The sequence below is a fragment of the Actinoplanes sp. CA-142083 genome (genome assembly GCF_050942195.1).
GTDB lineage: Bacteria > Actinomycetota > Actinomycetes > Mycobacteriales > Micromonosporaceae > Actinoplanes.
The window spans coordinates 1272709-1290207 of record NZ_CP192076.1 but is presented as its reverse complement, the minus strand read 5'-3'; the positions used below and the strand labels follow the sequence as shown (position 1 = coordinate 1290207).

The window sequence follows — 17499 nt, the reverse complement described above, 5'->3', positions numbered from 1 at the left end:
CGACAACAAAAACTCGTGACAGGATTCGAATCCGCAGTTCAGGCCACTCCCCGGACAGCAGTGCCTGCGAAGATCATCGATGGGGTCAGGCAGTGACGCAGAGTCAGATCGCGCCCGAGGTCGCCCGGCTCGTGCGGGCCGCCCAGGCGGGCGACACCGACGCCCTCGAGGAGCTGGTCGCCGGGCACCTCCCCCTCGTCTACAACATCATCGGGCGGGCGCTCGCCGGTCACCCCGATGTGGACGACGTCGTGCAGGACACCATGCTGCGGGCCATCCGCGGCCTCCCCGGCCTGCGCGAGCCCGACCGGTTCCGGTCCTGGCTGATCGCGATCGCGTACCGCCAGATTCAGCTCTATCTGCGATCCCGCCGCGCCAACCAGCAGCGGCGGGTGCCCGAGCCGATCGAGCTGGCCGAGCCCGACTTCGCGGACGACGCGGCCGCCGAGATCGTCGTCGCCGACCAGCGCCGGGAGCTGGTCGAGGCGGCCCGCTGGCTCGACGACGGCGACCGGCGGTTGCTCGGGCTCTGGTGGCAGGAGGCGAGCGGCGAGCTGACCCGCAGCGAGCTGGCGTCGGCGCTGGAGGTGCAGCCCAAGCACGCCGCGGTGCGGGTGCAGCGGATGAAAGCCCAGCTCGACGCGGCCCGCGGAGTGGTGCGGGCGCTGCGGGCCCGGCCGCGCTGCCCCGAGCTGGCCGAGCAGGTGCGCCGGTGGAACGGGGTGGCGGATCCACTGTGGCGCAAGCGGCTGGTGCGGCACGTCCGCGAGTGCCCGGCCTGCGAGCCGCGCCGGCGAGGGCTGGTCGCGCCGGAGGAGCTGCTGCTGGGCATGGCGGCGTTACCCGTGCCGGCCGGCCTGCTGACCGGCCTCCACGCGGCGCCCGCGAAGGTCTCGCTGCTCGGGCTGCTTCAGCACAAGACGGTGGCGGTGGCCGCGGCCACGACTTTCGCGGTCGGCGGCGGGATCGCGTACGCGGTCTATCACGAAACTCTCCCGCCCGGCGCCGAGGCGATCACCGTGACCCCGACGCTCGTCCCTCGCTCCACCGCACCCGCCGTCGCCGGACGCGTCTCGCCCTCGCCGTCCTTCTCCCCCACTACCGTTGCGGTGGTCTACATCTCGCCGACTGGCTCCGACAGCGGAGACGGCTCCTCCTCCCGGCCCTTCGCCACCCTCGGGAAGGCCGCCTCGGTCGTCGAGCCCGGACAGACGATCATGATGCGCGGCGGCACCTACAAGCTCACCTCGCCCATCTCGATCACCACGAGCGGCACCGAGGACGAGCCGATCGTGCTGCGCGGCTACCGCGACGAGCGGCCGGTCCTCGATGCCGCCGGCGTCGCCGCCGACAAATGGGCGATCACGCAGCATTCCTCCTGGTGGACGATCAAAGGCCTCGAGATCAAAAACTCCAGGAGTCACGCGTACGTCTGCAGCGCCTGCACCCACATGGTCTTCCGTGACCTCGTCATGCACGACAACGCCCGTTCCGGCCTCATGCTGCGCGACCCCGGCACGACCGGCAACCAGGTGCTGAACAACGACTTCCACGACAACGGCACCGGGCTGTCGGTGCAGTTCGGCGACGGCGACGGCAACCTCGTGCGCGGCAACCGCTCGTGGGCCAACGACGCGTCCGGCTACGACCTCGGCGGTTTCTCCTCCCCGGTGACGGTCGAGTACAACTGGGCCTACCGCAACGCGGGCAGCGGTTTCGTCCTCGCCGGCGCGCCGTCCACCGAGGCGCCCGCGCACAAGCTGCGGCACTGCGTGGCCTGGGACAACGGCGGCAACGGCTTCACCGACGACGGGGCCGGCGGCTCGCCCACGATCGTCAACAGCACGGCGTTCCGCAACGGCGGCGCCGGTTACGCCTTCCCGGGCGGCTCACCGGTGCTGCGCATGGACGTGGCCGTGGACAACGAGAAGGCCGACAGCCCCTCCGGCGCCGAGAAGTCCCCCTTCCGCTCCACCGACCCGGCCTCGGCCGAGGGCCCACGCGGCGCCGACGGCTCGGTGCCGCGCACCGACTTCCTGGTGACCGGCAACGGCAGGGGCGCCTCGATGGGTGGCTGACTCAGAACGGCCAGCGCTGCTCCGCGCCGGCCTCCAGGAGCGGGATCATCGCGAAGCCGGCATCCGACAAGCCGCCGAACGTGTGCCGGTTGCCCTCGTCGGGTGCGTGGCCGAGGCGGTAGCCCGCCAGGTTCCACGTGTAGACCGGGATCTGCGGCGGGATCGCGCGGGTGACGTCCTCGTCGGCGTAGTAGTGGGCCTGCTCGTCGGTCAGGATGACCACCCGGTCGTGGCCGTCGTAGTGGGTCTCGACGGCCGCGCCCGTGTCGGTGCCCATCCCCATGAAGTAGCCGCCCTCCTTGAAGCGGCGCACGCCGGCCAGCACCGACTCGCCGCGGGCCGGCGGGAAGACCATGCTCTCGTTCGAGAAGGCCACCGTGGTCGCGGCCTCCGCGCGGGCCGCGAGGGCCAGGCCGAACACGACGGCCGCGTCCCAGCAGCGCAGCGAGCCGTCGCGGCTGAACTCGGCGCGCATCGATCCGGAGGTGTCGATGAGGATCAGCGTGCGGCCGGCCAGGGCCGGCACGTGCGCGAGCGCCGCCTGCAGGGCTTTCTCCAACGGGTACGCCCAGCGCAGGCTCGGCGCCGCGTTGAACGCCGACAGGTAGCGCATCGGCAGCACGCGCGACCGGGCCACCTCGGCCGGGTCGGTCAGCCGTCGCGCCACCGCCTCGGCCGCCTCGTCGCTCACCCCGGCCGCGTCGAAATTGCGCAGGTTGCGGAGCAGGGCGAAGTAACCCATCGAGGGGATGATGGACTCCCACGCGGCCGCGTCGAGCGGGCCCTGTCGCCAACCCGCGAGGGACTCCCACGTCATGCCGGCCTCGGCCAGCACCGCGGCGTCGGTCACCTCGCGGCGCCGCGCCACCGGCAGGGCCATCAGCTCGCGCCGGCGGGTCAGCGTGGTCAGCGACTCGGGGATCGGGTTGTCCCGCTGGTGACGCCGGTCGAGCGCGTGCCGGAAGAGGTCGGCCTGCCGCGGGTCGCGCGCGACTGGGTGGGTCAGGTCGAGCACGTCGGCGAAGCGCACGGCCCGCTCCGCGTCGTACTTGAGCAGGCTGCGCTGGTCGTAGAGGCGCACCGCGGCGTCGGCGATGCCGCGCTTGACCGGCTTGGGCATCGCGCGGCCGTAGCGGCCCAGCCAGTAGGCGACGGCCTCGCCCGGCTCGTCGGCCCGCTGCAGCGCGGCGTCGACGGTCGCGCGGGAGCCGGGAATGCCGGCCGCGACCTGAGCGCGGGCGCCCTCGAGCGCGGCCACCACCGAGGCGGTGCGCAGCATCGCGCCCGTGCGCAGCCACGGCACGAACCGGCCGAACCACTCGGGATCGGTGACGGCGGCGAGCGTGATCAGCTCGCGGAAGCGGGCATCGCGCGCCTCGGCACACTCATAGAACGTCTGCTGGCCGACCATATTGGACACGGCGAGCAGGAAGAGCTCGTTGCGCGGGTCGCGGGCGAAGCCGGTGGCGCCCTCGGCCGTACGCAATGTGGCATTGAATCTGGACATGGTGCGCTCCCGAGATCAAAGGTCGGCGACGGAAGGTCCCTTCACCGGGTGCCCTTTCAGGCCCCTCCAGATGTAACCGTCACCTGCGCACCGGAAGTCGCGTCTGGAACGATAGCGGCGCTTTCCCCTGCCGGGCAAGGGAATTAAGGGAGGCGCGCCAGCCAGGCCGCCGCTTCGTCCGCCGGGAGCGCGCGGTCGACGGTGAGCTCGGGGACCATCAGCGGGTACAGCCGGCCGACGTTGTAGGCGCGGCTGTACGACGGGCGATTGAGGACGATCACGCGGCGGCCCTCGACGACCGGGATGTCGGCGGGGCGGCCCTCGGCCCAGATCGGGGCGCCGGACGCGTCGGTCAGGTCGAACTGCGTGCGTACGCCGCCCTCGGGCATCATCATGCCGTCGGTCGCCGCGGCGACCCAGGACGGGTCGGGGCGCTCGCCCGGGATGCGATCGTCGCCGATCAGCGCGGCCGCCAGCAGGACGTGCAGCTGGATGTTGTCGCCGACGCCACTCATCGTCAGCTCGAAGACCCGGCCGCTCTCCCGATGCGCCACCACCAGGCCCTCGTCGTCGAGGACCCGCAGCAGCCCGAGCAGCCACGGCGCGTCCTCGGCGTGCTCGCTCATCGCGATCGTCGCGGCGGTCAGCCGGTCGCGCTGGGGCAGCGCCAGGCGGCCGCGCTTCTGCTGCAACGGCAGCAGCAGGCTGGGGATCCAGTCGTTCACCGAGAACCACGCCTGGGTGATCTGCCCAGCCTCCTCGACGCTGAGCCCGGCCGCCGGCGCCGCGTCGACGATCCGGTCGCGTAGCGCGCGGTACTCGTCGGCGCTCGTCGGCGCGGACACGTCGCCCAGCTTGTCGGCGAACAGGCCGAACTGCGCCGCCGACTCGAGCCCGCCGGCGACCCGGTCGACCAGCACGCCGAGCACCGGCAAGGGGTCGGCGCCCATCTCGATCAGGCCGGCCGCGAGCGTGGCGAGGAAGCCGCCGTTGCCGAGCGCCACCTCGTCGAGGGCCGGGCCGAGCTTGCGCAGGCCGGCGCTGAGCTCGGCCTCGTCGGCCAGCGGAACCCGGTCGACGACGGCGCGCTGGTTGCGGGTGGACTCGGGGCCGTCGAGCCGGAGCACGGCGTCGGCCAGGTCCGCGCAGATCTCGGGGAGCGTGTGCGAGCGGTGTCCGATCACCGACGCATCGTAAACGTTAAATCGTCGTTGCGCGGACCCCTAAATCATCGTTGCGCGGACCAGATCGACCGCGCGCTGGATCGCGGCCCGGGAAGCGTCGTCGTCATCGAGGTAGTCGAACCCGTGCCGGCCGTGCGGCACCTCGACGATGTCGGGCCGGGTCTTCGCGGCGGCCACGAAGGCTCGAACGCCCTCGGCGATCCCCGGATCCTCGCGGCCCACGCGGGTGAGCACGATCGGCAGATCACCCGCCCCCGCCACCACGTCGACCGGGCGGAACCGCTCCGGCACCGGCCAACCCGGGAAAGGCATGAGCACCGGGTACGTCAGAGCGACGCACCGCAGCCATGACGGCGGCTCGCGCAGCCAGTCGGCGCAGAGCAGGCCGCTCGCGGAGAAGAACCAGAGCGCCATCCGCTCGCCGTCGACCCGAGGATCCGCCCGCAAGGTCTCGACCGCGTCCCGCACATCGTCCGCGGCTGCCTCGTACGCGGCAGGATTGTGCAGTCGGTGATCGAGCGTCGCGCCGAACACGCCGCGGGACGACACCAATGACGCGTACGCCTGGAAGATCGGCCATTCGCGCGGGGTGGGCGCCTCGGCCGCAACCAGGCCGTGCAGGAAGAGGACGGCCGGGCGGGGGCGGGAGAGGTCGTCCGGCGGATAGAGGTCGACCCGGCCATGCCGCTCGGCCGTGCGGGTCGCGACCGGGAGGACGAAGGGCTTGAGGGAGTCCATGCTCCGGACGCTAGCCATATCGATATCACCGCGCCGTCGGGAAAGCGTCTCGTTGATGCCCGACAAACGCCGAGAGCCCGGCCCATACGGACCAGGCTCTCGCTGCATGGGGTGGTCGACGGGACTTGAACCCGCGGCCACCGGGACCACAACCCGGTGCTCTACCAGCTGAGCTACGACCACCATCGCCGCGCGGGAAGCTCTCCCCGCGGTGCCGGCCAATCATAGCCGCATCCTCGCGGGGGTCGTCGAGCGGGTTACCCGCGCGGTCGAGTGACCCTCGACTCCTACAACTCCGCGGCGATCGCCTTGGCCTGCTCGACGTCCGGGCCCGGCAGCGGGACGAAGACGGTGCGGCGGTAGTACTCCAGCTCGCGGATGCTCTCGCGGATGTCGGCGAGGGCGCGGTGGGCGAGGCCCTTGGGCGGCTGGCCGAAGTACACCCGCGGGTACCAGCGGCGGCAGAGCTCCTTGATCGAGGAGACGTCGATCATGCGGTAGTGCAGGAAGGAGTCGAGCGCCGGCATGTCGCGGGCGAGAAAACCCCGGTCGGTGGCGATCGAGTTGCCGCAGAGGGGCGCCGTGCGGGGGTTAGGGACAAATTCCCTCACGTACGCGAGGACCTGCTCCTCCGCCTCGGCCATGGTGATCACCGAGCGGCGGACCTCCTCGGTGAGCCCCGATTTCGCGTGCATGTCGCGCACCACCGGAGGCATCGCGTCCAGCGCCGCGTCATCGGCGTGGATCACCAGGTCGACGCCCTCGCCCAGCACGTTGAGCTCGGGATCGGTGACCAGCGCCGCGACCTCGATGAGCTTGTCCTTGCCCAGGTCGAGACCGGTCATCTCACAGTCGATCCACACCAGAAGATCAGCCACGCCGACAGCCTACGCCCGCGTACGGCGTGTCGCTGTCACGTCCTGACCGGCCACCCGTCCGGGCATGACCCACCCGGGGACGCGTTTTGTCCGCTTTCGGGCAGGGACTTCCCAGTTGGTCGCTTCGCGGGATAAAGTGGTCTTAACGGACGAAGCCCCCCTTCGGTTACTCCGTTCCCCCGGTAAAGGGCCCTCCGCGTCGGCAGCGCGGAGGGCCCTTTCGTGCGACAAGGCGGCTTCTGTACGGCTCTGATCGAGGCTCAGTCGTCATCCGGCCGCGCCGGGGCGGCCCGGCGACGACGAACGGGCTCAGGCGCCGCCGGCTCAACCGACGCCGGGTTGGTAACGGTTCGGCGGCGACGGCGCTGCGCGGAGGCGGCGAAGAGCTCGGCGGCCTCCTTCTGATAGCTCGAAAGCCGAGACGCAAGCTCGGCAGCGGCCGGTCCGGCCGTCTTGTCAGCCGCCGCCGGGCTGGGTTTGGCAGCGCTTGCAGCCGTCGCGGCGGGTCGGGCGGCGGTCCCGGGGGGCTGAGAAGCCGTCGCGGCGGGTCGGGCGGCGGTCCCGGCGGGCTGAGAAGCCGTCGCGGCGGGTCGGGCGGTCGCGGCTGACCGCGCGGTGGCCGACTTGGCCGGGGCCTTGGCCGCCGGCGTTGCCTTGGCCGCCTTGCCCGGGCCCCCGCTGGTCGGAGCCGCCGACTTGGCCGCGCTTCGGGTCGCCGAGGTCGCTGCCGCCTTGGCGGCCCGGTTCGTCGCGGCGGTTTCGGCAGTCTTCGCCCTCGCGGCACGGGCCCTGGTCGTCTTGGGCTTGGCCGCCGCGCTCTCGCTCCCCTCGCTCCCCTCGGCCGGCTCGGCACGGTCGGCCGGCTCGGCACGGTCGGCCGGCTCGGCACGGTCGGCCGGCTCGGCACGGTCGGCCGGCTCGGCACGGTCGGCCGGCTCGGCACGGTCGGCCGGCTCGGCACGGTCGGCCGGCTCGGCGCGGTCGGCCACTGGCTCGGACTCGGCCCTGGCCGCGGCCGCGGCGGCGCGGGCGGCCACGGTCTCCGCAGCCTTGCGCCAGGCGGCGGGCGCCGGGCGCCTGCCCAGCCCCGGCAGCCGGCCGGCAAGACCCGTGGCCGCGCCCTCCTGAGACTGGTCGCCGCTCGGATCGGCGGGCTTCCGCACGCCACCGGAAGCAGGCATCGGGCGCTGCGCCAGCGGGAAGTCCACCGTCGGCGCCGACCGCTTCACCCCCGACTCAGCCGGTCCGGCCGCCTGGCCGGGCTCGGCATCGTCGCCAGCGGACCCGATCGAAGTCCCGCCTGCGGACCCGGTCGCGGTCGCTCCGCCGATGCGCTCGCCGCGGGCCATCGCATGCATCACTGCGGAGACCTCGGGCGTACTCGACACCATCCGCATCGACGAGGTCGCGGCCGATGGAACTCCCGTCACCGGTGGCGCGGAGGTCGATTCGGCAGCATTGGTGGAAGCCTCGGTCTTGGGGTGCTCGTCGACGGAGGCCGTCGCGGGTTGCTCTGCCAAGGTTGCCGCCGGCGTATCGGCCACGGGTGTTGCGGGCGCTGATGACGAGGAGGCGTTCGCGGCTGCCTGTGCCTGCGGTGAGGCGTGGGAGCCGACAGCAGTTCGCGTCGGGCCGGAAGGCTGAGCGGGAGCGGCCGTCCGTGCAGGCGCCTGAGCTGCCGGTCGGGTCGTGGCCGAAGACGGCCTTGGCGACGGGCGTCTCGCGGCATCCTTCGCGCCGCCGTCTTCGGTCGCAGCGGCCTCTCGGGTGGCGTCGTCTCGGGCTGCGTCCTCGGCGGTGGTTGTCGCGTCGGGGGCGGCGCCGGAGGCCGCGATGATGGAGTTCGGCTTGGGAGCGGACACCGGATCTCGGTCTTCGCGACCTGGGCCGGTGTCCGCTCCCGCGGCCTGCCGCGCCCTACTGGCGGTTAGGGGCGGCTCGGCGCCGGCGCTCGCGGTCGCCGCGGAAGCGGACGACACAGCGGAGGCGGCCGGCGTGGCGGGCTGTACCTTTCCCGAGCCGGCGGAGATGAGGGGCGGGCCGGTCACGGGGGTCGTGGGCGAAGAAGCTTCCGTGGTTGACGAAAATTCTTCGCGTTGCACGCTAGTCCTTGCCCGGGCCGCCATCCCAACGGACGGAGCGAGTTCTGCGTCACCCGGCGCGCGCTCCTCCGCCGCGATGGATGCCCGGCCCAAACCCAGAACCTTCGGGAACGGCGCGGGCGGCTCGCCACCCGACCGCGGGGAACCCGCCGACCGCGCACCCCGCGAACCCGGACCGGCCCCGTTGGCCGAGGCCGCGCCCCGGGTCTCCGAGACCGGCCGGCTGGAGCCCGGCCGCCCCGCCGCCGGCCGCTCGCTCCCGGACCGGCCGGCCTCAGGCTCCGATTTGTCCGGCGTGGCCGCGGAGGCGCCAACCGACGAACCGGTCGCCCCCTTGACGCCGGAGCCGATCGTGACGCCCGCATCGGTCCCGATGGCCGCCACGGCCCGGGTCGCCTCGACAGACTGCTCCGCTGCAACGGAATCGACAGCCGCGGAAGGCGTAGCGGCCGCGGAAGGCGTAGCGGCCGCGGAAGGCGTAGCGGCCGCGGAAGGCGTAGCGGCCGCGGAAGGCGTAGCGGCCGCGGAAGGCGTAGCGGCCGCGGAAGGCGTAGCGGCCGCGGAAGGCGTAGCGGCCGCGGGAGACGTCGCGGTCACGGACGGCGTCGCAGCGGCAGCGGGCTTCGAGGCGGCGCCGGTGTCGCGGGACTGGGTCGGAGAAGGCGCTGGGAACCGGGACGGGGGCGTCTGGCCTCCGCCGGGGGCCGGCTGGCGGCCGACTCTGCGGGCGTCTGCCTTTGTCAAGCCGGTGGCGGCCCAATCGGTTGCCTTGGGGCCGGTGACCATGGAAACGCGCTGGCCGGCCGTACGGGAATCGGGCATGCGCCTGGCGGGAGTTGCGCCGGCGGGCTCGAAATCGCCTCTTGCTGCTCGGGCGTCTGCGGCGCCTGCCTCGTAGGCGGCGGCCATCGCGCCGTCGCCGGACGGCATCGGACGGGCGCCGCCGGAACCCCGCCGCGGGCTGCGGTCGTCGGTGGGGGTGGGCTGCCCGCCATCGTTCGGGGTGGGGGGCGGCGGCTCCTCGTCGCCTTCGGACTTCTTGCGGGCCACCTCGGCCATGCGCGCGGCTGCGGTTGCTTCGGTCTCGCGGGCTCGCTCGGCGGCCGTTTCCGCTACCCAGGCGTCTACCGCCGAGGCGTGGAACATCGGCAGGTCGCTTGGCCCGGGGTTGCGGCGGCGGCTGCGTTCGCCGCGGCGGCCGAAGATGGGGTCGGATCCGGATGGTGGGTCGCCCAGTGGCAGCGACATCGGGCCGCTCGGTGAGGACGGCTGGATGAAACTGAGGGGCTCGCCGGGTCTTGGCGACCGAAGGGCCGACAGCTCGCCGTCGGAAGAGCTTCCGGAAGCAACCGGCTGCGCTGCGGAAGCGGCAGAAGCGGAAACGCCGGTGGAAGCGGAAGCGGAAGCGGAAGTGGAAGCGGAAGCGGAAGTGGAAGTGGAAGTGGAAGTGGAAATGGAAGCGGAAGTGGAAGCGGAAGTGGAAGCACCGGCGGGGACCGGCGAGGGCTTGCGGTCGGTGCCGGTCTCGGTGGATGCGCCGGAGACCGACGCGGCGGAGGCGTCGGCGAATCCGGCGGCGAAAGCCTCGGCGGCGTCCCCGACCGAAGAGCCGACGGCAGTGCCGGGGATGGCCGTGGCGGCCGCGTACGCCGCGGCGTTGGGGGCGGCGCGCATCGCGACCGCCTCGGGACCGGAGAGGGCCGGCGCCCCGGCCGGCGGCCAGACGAACTGCGGGGTGGCCGGTGGCAGCGCGGCCAGCTTCTGGGCGTCGGCCAGGGTCCGCGGGCGGTGTGCGCCTCCGGGGCGGCCGGCGGTGAGCGCCAGCGGCAACGGCGCCCCGATGGCGGCCATCAGGTCGGGCACCTGGCTGGGCTCGACCACGTAGACCACGTCGCGCCGCCGGCCGGGCCAGGCCAGGACGATCAGGCCGCTCATCACGAACAGCGTGCCGAGGGTGATCAGGCCCCACGTGCTGGAGTTCAGCCAGCCGGGGCGGATCTCCGCGTTGGCGGTCAGGCGCAGGCCGGGCTTGGCGCCGGGATTCATGATGACCAGGCTGTACGGGCCGCCGGTCACGTCGCTGGGCGTCCAGGCGACCGAGCCGTCGCCGGTGCGCAGCCAGAACGTCGCGCGAGCGGGGATCGACTCGGGGGCGCGGCGGCCGCCGAGGATGGTGCTGGCAACCGGGAGGGAGCCCGTGCCGATGTCGACCCGGTCGACCGTGCTGTGGGGGACGCCGTAGAGGTACTGGTCGACCTCCGCGGTGGGGGCGATGCCGAGGAAGGCGGGACCGTCCTGGGTGCCGGCCGTGATGCGGAGCTGGGTGTCGCCGATTCTCGTGAAGGGGGCGTCGGAGCGCAGCAGGTGGTCGACGTCGGGGACGACGACGGCGTACCCGGGGGTGATCAGCCGCTGGAGGTCGCCGCTGAACGCGCCGCCCTGGTCGCGGTGCTGCATGGCCGCCCACAGCCCGGCGCCGGCGAGCAGCGACGGCAGGCCGATGGTCAGCAGCAGCATTCCGAGGATGGTGCGGAGCACCCGCATCAGCTTCTCCCCCTTCTCAGGCCATACTCGCCGACCATACAGATCCAAATAACCCCAAAGTGGTCAAATAGCCGCGAAATCGCTGATAGATATGAGAACGGCCCGACCCTGGAAGAGGGCCGGGCCGTGCTGTCCGGAAAAATCAGGAGATGTTGGCGGTCATCGTGAGCGTCTGCTGATCGATGTCGCTCGTTCGGGCCGTGAACTTGAAGGTCCACTGGCCGGCCTGCGGGAGCGCGATGTCACCCACGGCGTGGAAGTCGGTGATCCGCAGCAGCGGGATCTCGATCGGCTCGATCCCCTTGGCGGGCAGCGCCGCCGTGCCCGTCCACTCGACGACCGTCAGCGGCTTGTTGTCGGGTGTGTAGGCGTACAGGTGAATGGAATTGTTGCCCACCGTGGCCGGGAAGATGTCGATCTGCATGGCCATCGTGCTGCTCGTCAGCGTCTGACTCACCGTCGACGAGGTCGATCCCGTCTCGGCCGCCTCGGCGGTGCGCGGCGGCGCGATCTGCACGAGCGCGGCCGTCACGCCCAGCACCACCGCGGTGATCGCGAGCTCGGCCGCGACCACCCGGCGCAGCCGGCGCGGCGAGGACTCGGCCTGCCGGGAGCGCACCAGCCGCCGCGAGAACCAGGCCACGCCGAGCACGCATGCGGCCAGCGCCACCTTGACCAGGATGAGCCGCCCGTACGTGCTGTCGACCAGCCCGCTGAGCGTGGACACCTCGATCAGCGCCTGCACCACGCCGGCCAGGATCAGCGCGCTCACCGCCGTCGCCGCCCAGCGCGACCAGATCGGCAGGATCGCCTCCAGCTCGCGCTCGTTGGCCTGGCGCAGCAGGAAGCCGACCAGCATCACGAGCCCGCCCAGCCACACCGACATCGCGGCCAGATGGATCGCGTCGATCACCACCGAGACGCCGGCCACCGGGGAGGCCGTCGGGTGGCCGGTGAGCGGCCAGGTGGCCAGGGCCGCGACGCCGAGCACGCCGAGCAGCGCCAGGTCGGTCTTGGACTCCCCCGACCCGTTGCCGCGCAACAGCGGCCGCAACAGGAAGGCCGCCGCGGCGAGCACGCCCAGCCGCACCAGCATCACCGCGCCGAAGGTGCTGCCGAGCACGTCGCGCAGATCGCCGACGCGTACGTCGAACAGACCCGTCCCCAGTGAATACGGCACCTGGAGCCAGATCGCCATCAGCGTGCTGAACGTGACCAGGCCCATGCCCGTCCAGATCAAGCGGGACGGCCCGCGGCGGCTCAGCCGGTGCGGCCAGAGCAGGGCGAGCACCAGCGCCGGCCCGATGAGGAACACCAGCCCCGCGTACCCGAGGTATTTGCCGACCGGAATCAGCGCCCGGACCACCGGATCGACCTTGGTGTCGTCGATCGCCGCCGACGGCGGCGTCGACGCGGCGCCCACCGAATAGGTGATGCTGCCACCGACCGGGTGACTGTCGGCGGAGATCACCCGGAAGCTCACCAGATAGGTCCCCCGGCCGCCGCCGGAGCGCAGCGGGATCGTGACGGTGTCGCCGTTCACCGTCGGGGCGCCCTGGTCGGCGCGGGAGCCGTCCGGACCCAAAACCTGGATCTTGCCGCTGACCAGCTGAACCGACTCGCTGAACGTCAGCGTGACCTTGTTGGGCGCGTCGGGCACGATCGTGCCGTTGCCGGGGTCGGTGGCCACCAGCGCGGCGTGCGCGCTGGCCGGCGAGGCCCCGAGCAGCACGCAGAAGAGCCCGATCAACAGGCCGGCGGCGCCCGCCAGCGCCCGGCGACGATCAAAGGTCATGCGCGCCATGCTCCACGATCCGGTCGGAAGTACCCACCGGCGGGTAGTCGCCGATGCGCCCCACATGGTTCCAGAAGCCCCCGACATTTCCGCTTCCCGTACCATCTCCGACCATGACCGAGGGTGAGAACACCACGGACCTGGCCCGGAAGGCCGGGGCGGGCGACGCCGACGCCCTGGCCGCGTTCGTCCGGGCCACCCAGTCCGAGGTGTGGCGCTTCACCGCCGCCCTGGTCGACCCCGGCGCCGCCGACGACCTCACCCAGGAGACGTTCCTGCGGGCGTTCAAAGCCCTGCCGAGCTTCGAGGGCCGCTCCTCCGCCCGTACGTGGCTGTTGGGAATTGCCCGCCGCACCTGCGCCGACCACCTCCGCGCCGTCGTCCGCCGCAGGCGGCTCGACGCGCGCCTCGCCGCGCAGGCCGTCACCGACCTCCCGGTCCCCGATCCCGCCCACCGGCTCAGCACCGCCGACCTGCTCGCCCGCCTGAGCGAGGAGCGGCGCACCGCGTTCGTGCTCACCCAGGTGCTCGGCCTCTCCTACGCCGAGGCCGCCGACGTCGAGGAAGTGCCGGTGGGCACCATCCGGTCGAGAGTGGCCCGCGCGCGGGACGAGCTAGTGACCGCCGTCGCACAAGCGCGCGCTGTCTAGAGGGTTCCCAGACAAACCACAGGAGACTGAGGGAACCTCGGGAGTGAGGACTTCGACTAACAGGGCGTGACGACGATGGAAACGAGGCAGCTGTCTGCCCGGATGACGGCTGTCTGGCCGTGGATCTCCACGGTGGCCCGGCTCGGCCTCGCCGCGGTTTTCCTGACGGCGGGCCTGCTCAAGGTGGGCGACCTGGCCGCCTCGGGGCGCGCGGTGAACGCCTACCGGCTGTTCTCGTACGACACCGCCAAGGTCATCGGCGCGGTCCAGCCGTTCCTGGAGATCGCGCTCGGCCTGCTCCTGCTGATCGGCCTCGCCGTCCGGCTCAGCGCGGCCATCGCCGCCCTGCTCCTGGTGATTTTCATCGCCGGGATCGTGTCGGCGTGGGCCCGCGGGCTGCAGATCGACTGCGGCTGCTTCAGCAAGGGCGGCGACCTGGCCGCCGGGCGCACCGCACAGTACGGCCTGGAGATCCTGCGCGACGTCGGTTTCCTGGTCCTCGCCGGGATTCTGCTGGCCAAACCGCGTACCCGGTTCTCGCTGGACGGTCTTTTGATGGGAGAACGATGAGCAAGGGCAATCGGGGGCGGGATCGAGCGGCCGCCCGGCGGATCGTCGAGCAGCAGAAGGCGGCGGCCAAGCGCCGGCAGGTGACGATCTGGACCTCCGTGGCCGTGGTGGCGGTGCTGGTGATCGCGGGCCTGATCGGCTGGGGCGTCTACGCCAACCAGTCCAAGGACGACGCCGGCAACGTCGTCACCCCGAGCGTCGCGGTCGACGACGGCACCGCGTTCGCGATCGGCACCGGCCCGGTCACGATCGACCTCTACGAGGACTTCATGTGCCCGATCTGCCACCAGTTCGAGGACGCCTCCGGTGACACGATCACCCAGCTGGTCGCGGACAAGAAGGTCACCGTCCGGTACCACACCGTCGCGATCCTCGACCCCGCGTCGAACGGCACGAAGTACTCCACCCGGTCGGCCGGGGCGGCGGCCGCGGCGGCCGAGGGCGGCAAGTTCAAGGAGTACCACGACGCCCTCTACGACAATCAGCCCGAGGAGAACAGCGACGGCCTCACCGACGCCAAGCTGATCGAGCTGGGCAAGGGCGTCGGGCTCGGCGACGACTTCGCCAAGGCGGTGACCGACAAGACGTACGACGCGTGGGTCGGCAAGGTCACCGACACGTTCTCGTCCCGCGGCTTCACCGGCACGCCGACCGTCGTGGTCAACGGCAAGCAGGTGACCGGCGCCAACGGCGCTGTGCCCACGGCCGACGACCTGACCAAGGCCGTGGAGGCGGCCGCGGGGTGAGACGGCTCGCCCTCGCGGTGATCGTGGCCGGCGCGTTCCTCGTGCCGGCCACGCCCGCGTTCGCACACGGCGGCGACGCACCCGACGCGACCGCTTACCGCACGACGGTCACCGGGATCAGCACCCCCGAGAAGGGCCTGAGCGTCCGCACGGTCGAGGCCGGGGCACGGCTCGAGCTCACCAACAAGACCGGGCATTCCGTCGAGGTCCTCGGCTACTCCGGCGAGCCGTACCTGGACATCCGCCCCGACGGCACCTGGCAGAACATCAATTCACCAGCGGCGTACGTGAATGAGACCTTGACCGGCGACCCCACCGCACCACCGACCTGGCGCAAGCTCTCGTCCTCGACGACGGTCCGCTGGCACGACCAGCGCACCCACTGGCTGAGCCCGGGCCTCCCACCGCAGGCCGCCGCCGATCCCTCGCGCGCGCATCGCCTCCGCTCGTGGACGGTTCCGTTGCGCGAGCAGGTGCGCACGTTCGAGATCAGGGGCACGCTCGACTGGGAGCCGCCGCCGCGCGCCTGGCTCTGGTGGGGCATCGCGGCCCTCACCGGCCTGATGGCATTCGGCCTGCTCAGGCGGTGGTCATGGGCCGTGCGGCCGGTCGCGCTCCTGGGGGCTTTCACACCTTTCGCGTACGCCGTGAGCACCGCCCTCGACGGCGGCGCCCCGTCCCTCGTCCTCGTGCTGGCCGGCCTGCTCCCGCTCGCGGCCGCGTTCCGCCATCCGCCGTTCTACCTGGCCCTCTCCGGCGCCTGCCTCGCCCTGTTCGCCGGCTTCACCCAGGCCGGCGCCTTCGACGCGGCCGTGCTGCCGACCGCCGGCCCCGCCTGGCTGTCCCGCGCCCTGGTGACGACGGCCCTCGGCGTGGGCGTGGCGATGGCCCTGACCGGCGTCCTCCGCCTGCGCGCGGCCCTGCCTCCGGGGAAGCCGGAAGTGTCGGAGGACCGGACTATCGTCATCGCATGACTGAGACCGCCCGACTCTCCGCCGGCGACGCCGCGCCCGAGTTCTCGCTGCCCACCGACAACGGCGACCGGCTCACGCTCAAGGACCTGCGCGGCCGCAAGGTGATCCTGTACGCGTACCCCGCCGCGATGACCCCCGGCTGCACCACCCAGGCGTGCGACTTCCGCGACAACCTGGCCTCGCTGCGGGCCGAGGGCTACGAGGTGGTCGGCATCTCCCCCGACGCCCCCGCCAAGCTGGCGAAGTTCCGCGAGCGCGACGCCATCACGTTCCCGCTGGTCAGCGACGAGGACAAGAGCGTCCTGACGGCGTACGGCGCGTTCGGCGAGAAGCAGAACTACGGCCGCACGGTCATGGGCGTGATCCGCTCCACCTTCGTGATCGACGAGAACGGCGTGATCGAGAAGGCGCTCTACAACGTCAAGGCCACCGGCCACGTCGCCAAGCTGCGCCGCGACCTGGGAATCGACTGAGTTTCTCAGGGGCGGCTTTCCCGCAGATCGGCCTCCCGCCTGCCGATCATTCGGGCAAGTCACACCGACCGACAGGTCCCCCGTCCCACGGCGGCCGTCATGCGGCACAGACCCGCAAGGCGGCCGCCGTGCCGGGCGGGGACTCCCTGTTATTCTGTTGGTACATTCCGACCGTGGCGTACGTGAAATACACCCGCGCAATGCTCGCCGAGGCGGTTGCCGCCTCGACCACCATGGCCGGCGTCCTCCGGTTCCTGGGCATTCCCATCACCGGCGGCGCCCACGCCCACCTGCGCCGGCGCATCACCCACTGGGACATCAACACCGCGCACTTTCTCGGCAGCGGCCACAACCGGGGCGCGGTCAGCCCGCGCCGCCGCACTGCGGCCGAGATTCTGGTGCTGCGACCGCACGAGGCCAAACGCCAGCAGCCCGCAGTTCTACGCCGGGCCCTGGAGGAGTCCGGCCGCCCTTACCGCTGTGCCGACTGCGGCGTAGGCAACATGTGGAACGGGCGCGCCCTGACCTTGCAGATCGACCACATCGACGGCTGCTTCCGGGACTGTCGAGCGGAGAACCTCCGCTTCCTCTGCCCGAATTGCCACACCCAGACGGCGAACTAAGCGGGTCGCAACCGCCCGCGCCACCGCGTGTCGCTCACCCGCGTCGACCAGCGTGGCGATCCCGTCGCCGCGGCCGCCTTCGCTCCGCTGTCCGACGGCGCGAAGACCGACATCCTGGAACGGGTGGGGCGGCGCGAGATGACGGTCGCCGACGCGGCGCGGACAATCGGCTGCAGCACCGGGCATGTGTACGAGCTACGCCGCCGCCTCGCTGAACGCGGCACGCTCGAGCCGGAGCCGCGGCGCCCACGCCCGCGCGCTATCAACCGTGCCGAGGTCGTTGCCGTCGCATTGGCCCATCCGCTTTTCGGCTCGCGCAAGATCGCGGCCGCGCTGCGTGGGCGAGCCGAGCCGGTGGCCGTCTCGGCCAGCACGATCAGTGTGATCCTTCGGGAGGCCGGCCTGTCCACCCAGCGGGAACGGATCGCCGCGGCCGAGACCGTGGAGTGACCTGGGACCGTCTAGACTCTCTTCAACGTTTGGCCTTGTGGGGCCAGATGTGGCGGGAGTGGCGAAATTGGCAGCCGCGCGGGTTTTAGGTGCCCGTGTCCGAGAGGACGTAGGGGTTCGAGTCCCCTCTTCCGCACCAATGTCAGTTGCAGGGCGGGCCCGGTCTCACGACCGGGCCTTCGGTGTT

Annotated in this window: 14 protein-coding genes and 2 tRNA genes; 9 read left to right on the top strand and 7 right to left on the bottom strand. The window is 72.1% G+C overall.

Features of this window, described 5'->3' with window-relative positions; genetic code table 11:
• Positions 1-92 precede the first annotated feature (92 nt).
• A complete protein-coding gene (locus ACQPZX_RS06125) occupies positions 93-2078 on the top strand; it encodes a sigma-70 family RNA polymerase sigma factor (RefSeq protein ID WP_433375534.1) in 1986 nt (661 codons plus the stop codon).
• 1 nt (position 2079) lies between these two features.
• On the opposite strand, the gene ACQPZX_RS06120 is transcribed toward ACQPZX_RS06125, so the two are convergent.
• From ACQPZX_RS06120 to ACQPZX_RS06090, 7 genes are all read right to left on the bottom strand, one after another.
• Positions 2080-3585 carry a TROVE domain-containing protein gene (locus ACQPZX_RS06120; protein WP_433375531.1) on the bottom strand — a complete coding sequence of 502 codons (1506 nt, stop codon included), beginning with the start codon at positions 3583-3585 and terminating at the stop codon, positions 2080-2082.
• A 143-nt stretch (positions 3586-3728) separates the two neighbouring features.
• Positions 3729-4769 (bottom strand): hypothetical protein, encoded by a 1041-nt coding sequence (locus ACQPZX_RS06115; protein ID WP_433375528.1) that lies wholly within the window; start codon positions 4767-4769, stop codon positions 3729-3731.
• A 39-nt stretch (positions 4770-4808) separates the two neighbouring features.
• A complete protein-coding gene (locus ACQPZX_RS06110; protein WP_433375525.1) occupies positions 4809-5507 on the bottom strand; it encodes an alpha/beta hydrolase in 699 nt (232 codons plus the stop codon).
• A 107-nt stretch (positions 5508-5614) separates the two neighbouring features.
• A tRNA-His gene (locus tag ACQPZX_RS06105) sits at positions 5615-5690 on the bottom strand.
• 104 nt (positions 5691-5794) lie between these two features.
• Positions 5795-6352, bottom strand: a complete 558-nt coding sequence (orn, locus tag ACQPZX_RS06100; protein ID WP_433385052.1) for an oligoribonuclease — start codon at positions 6350-6352, stop codon at positions 5795-5797.
• A gap of 293 nt (positions 6353-6645) precedes the next feature.
• Positions 6646-11031, bottom strand: coding sequence for a hypothetical protein (locus tag ACQPZX_RS06095; RefSeq protein ID WP_433375522.1), 4386 nt, complete (start codon positions 11029-11031; stop codon positions 6646-6648).
• Positions 11032-11173: 142 nt separating this feature from the next.
• On the bottom strand, positions 11174-12835 hold the full coding sequence (locus tag ACQPZX_RS06090; protein ID WP_433375519.1) for a copper resistance CopC/CopD family protein: 1662 nt from the start codon (positions 12833-12835) through the stop codon (positions 11174-11176).
• Positions 12836-12939: 104 nt separating this feature from the next.
• Between ACQPZX_RS06090 and ACQPZX_RS06085 the strand changes: the two genes are divergently transcribed.
• The 8 genes from ACQPZX_RS06085 (at position 12940) to ACQPZX_RS06050 (ending at position 17451) form a co-directional block, all read left to right on the top strand.
• The gene (locus ACQPZX_RS06085; protein ID WP_433375516.1) at positions 12940-13476 is read left to right on the top strand and encodes a sigma-70 family RNA polymerase sigma factor; all 537 of its coding nucleotides are present in this window, start codon (positions 12940-12942) and stop codon (positions 13474-13476) included.
• Positions 13477-13578: 102 nt separating this feature from the next.
• Entirely contained in the window at positions 13579-14046 is a 468-nt protein-coding gene (locus tag ACQPZX_RS06080; protein WP_433375513.1) for a MauE/DoxX family redox-associated membrane protein, read from the top strand.
• Positions 14043-14792: a DsbA family protein gene (locus tag ACQPZX_RS06075; protein WP_433375510.1), complete on the top strand. Its 750-nt coding sequence runs from the start codon at positions 14043-14045 to the stop codon at positions 14790-14792. The genes ACQPZX_RS06080 and ACQPZX_RS06075 overlap by 4 nt, the downstream gene beginning before the upstream one ends.
• Positions 14789-15766 (top strand): hypothetical protein, encoded by a 978-nt coding sequence (locus tag ACQPZX_RS06070; protein ID WP_433375508.1) that lies wholly within the window; start codon positions 14789-14791, stop codon positions 15764-15766. The genes ACQPZX_RS06075 and ACQPZX_RS06070 overlap by 4 nt, the downstream gene beginning before the upstream one ends.
• Positions 15763-16239: a thioredoxin-dependent thiol peroxidase gene (gene bcp / locus ACQPZX_RS06065; RefSeq protein WP_433375505.1), complete on the top strand. Its 477-nt coding sequence runs from the start codon at positions 15763-15765 to the stop codon at positions 16237-16239. Before ACQPZX_RS06070 ends, bcp begins: the two co-directional genes overlap by 4 nt.
• Before the next feature lie 173 nt (positions 16240-16412).
• Complete coding sequence (locus ACQPZX_RS06060) at positions 16413-16862, top strand: HNH endonuclease signature motif containing protein (RefSeq protein ID WP_433375503.1); 450 nt, start codon at positions 16413-16415, stop codon at positions 16860-16862.
• A 27-nt stretch (positions 16863-16889) separates the two neighbouring features.
• Positions 16890-17312 carry a helix-turn-helix domain-containing protein gene (locus ACQPZX_RS06055; protein ID WP_433375500.1) on the top strand — a complete coding sequence of 141 codons (423 nt, stop codon included), beginning with the start codon at positions 16890-16892 and terminating at the stop codon, positions 17310-17312.
• Positions 17313-17364: 52 nt separating this feature from the next.
• Positions 17365-17451: transfer RNA gene (locus ACQPZX_RS06050), tRNA-Leu, on the top strand.
• Positions 17452-17499: the final 48 nt, after the last annotated feature.

What these genes read in the sequence shown, in the direction of transcription:
- ACQPZX_RS06120 (WP_433375531.1), bottom strand. Translation starts at nt 3,585, where the DNA reads ATGTCCAGATTCAATGCCACATTGCGTACGGCCGAGGGCGCCACCGGC.
- ACQPZX_RS06110 (WP_433375525.1), bottom strand. Translation starts at nt 5,507, where the DNA reads ATGGACTCCCTCAAGCCCTTCGTCCTCCCGGTCGCGACCCGCACGGCC.
- orn (WP_433385052.1), bottom strand. Translation starts at nt 6,352, where the DNA reads ATGACCGGTCTCGACCTGGGCAAGGACAAGCTCATCGAGGTCGCGGCG.
- ACQPZX_RS06095 (WP_433375522.1), bottom strand. Translation starts at nt 11,031, where the DNA reads ATGCGGGTGCTCCGCACCATCCTCGGAATGCTGCTGCTGACCATCGGC.
- ACQPZX_RS06090 (WP_433375519.1), bottom strand. Translation starts at nt 12,835, where the DNA reads ATGGCGCGCATGACCTTTGATCGTCGCCGGGCGCTGGCGGGCGCCGCC.
- ACQPZX_RS06085 (WP_433375516.1), top strand. Translation starts at nt 12,940, where the DNA reads ATGACCGAGGGTGAGAACACCACGGACCTGGCCCGGAAGGCCGGGGCG.
- ACQPZX_RS06080 (WP_433375513.1), top strand. Translation starts at nt 13,579, where the DNA reads ATGACGGCTGTCTGGCCGTGGATCTCCACGGTGGCCCGGCTCGGCCTC.
- ACQPZX_RS06075 (WP_433375510.1), top strand. Translation starts at nt 14,043, where the DNA reads ATGAGCAAGGGCAATCGGGGGCGGGATCGAGCGGCCGCCCGGCGGATC.
- bcp (WP_433375505.1), top strand. Translation starts at nt 15,763, where the DNA reads ATGACTGAGACCGCCCGACTCTCCGCCGGCGACGCCGCGCCCGAGTTC.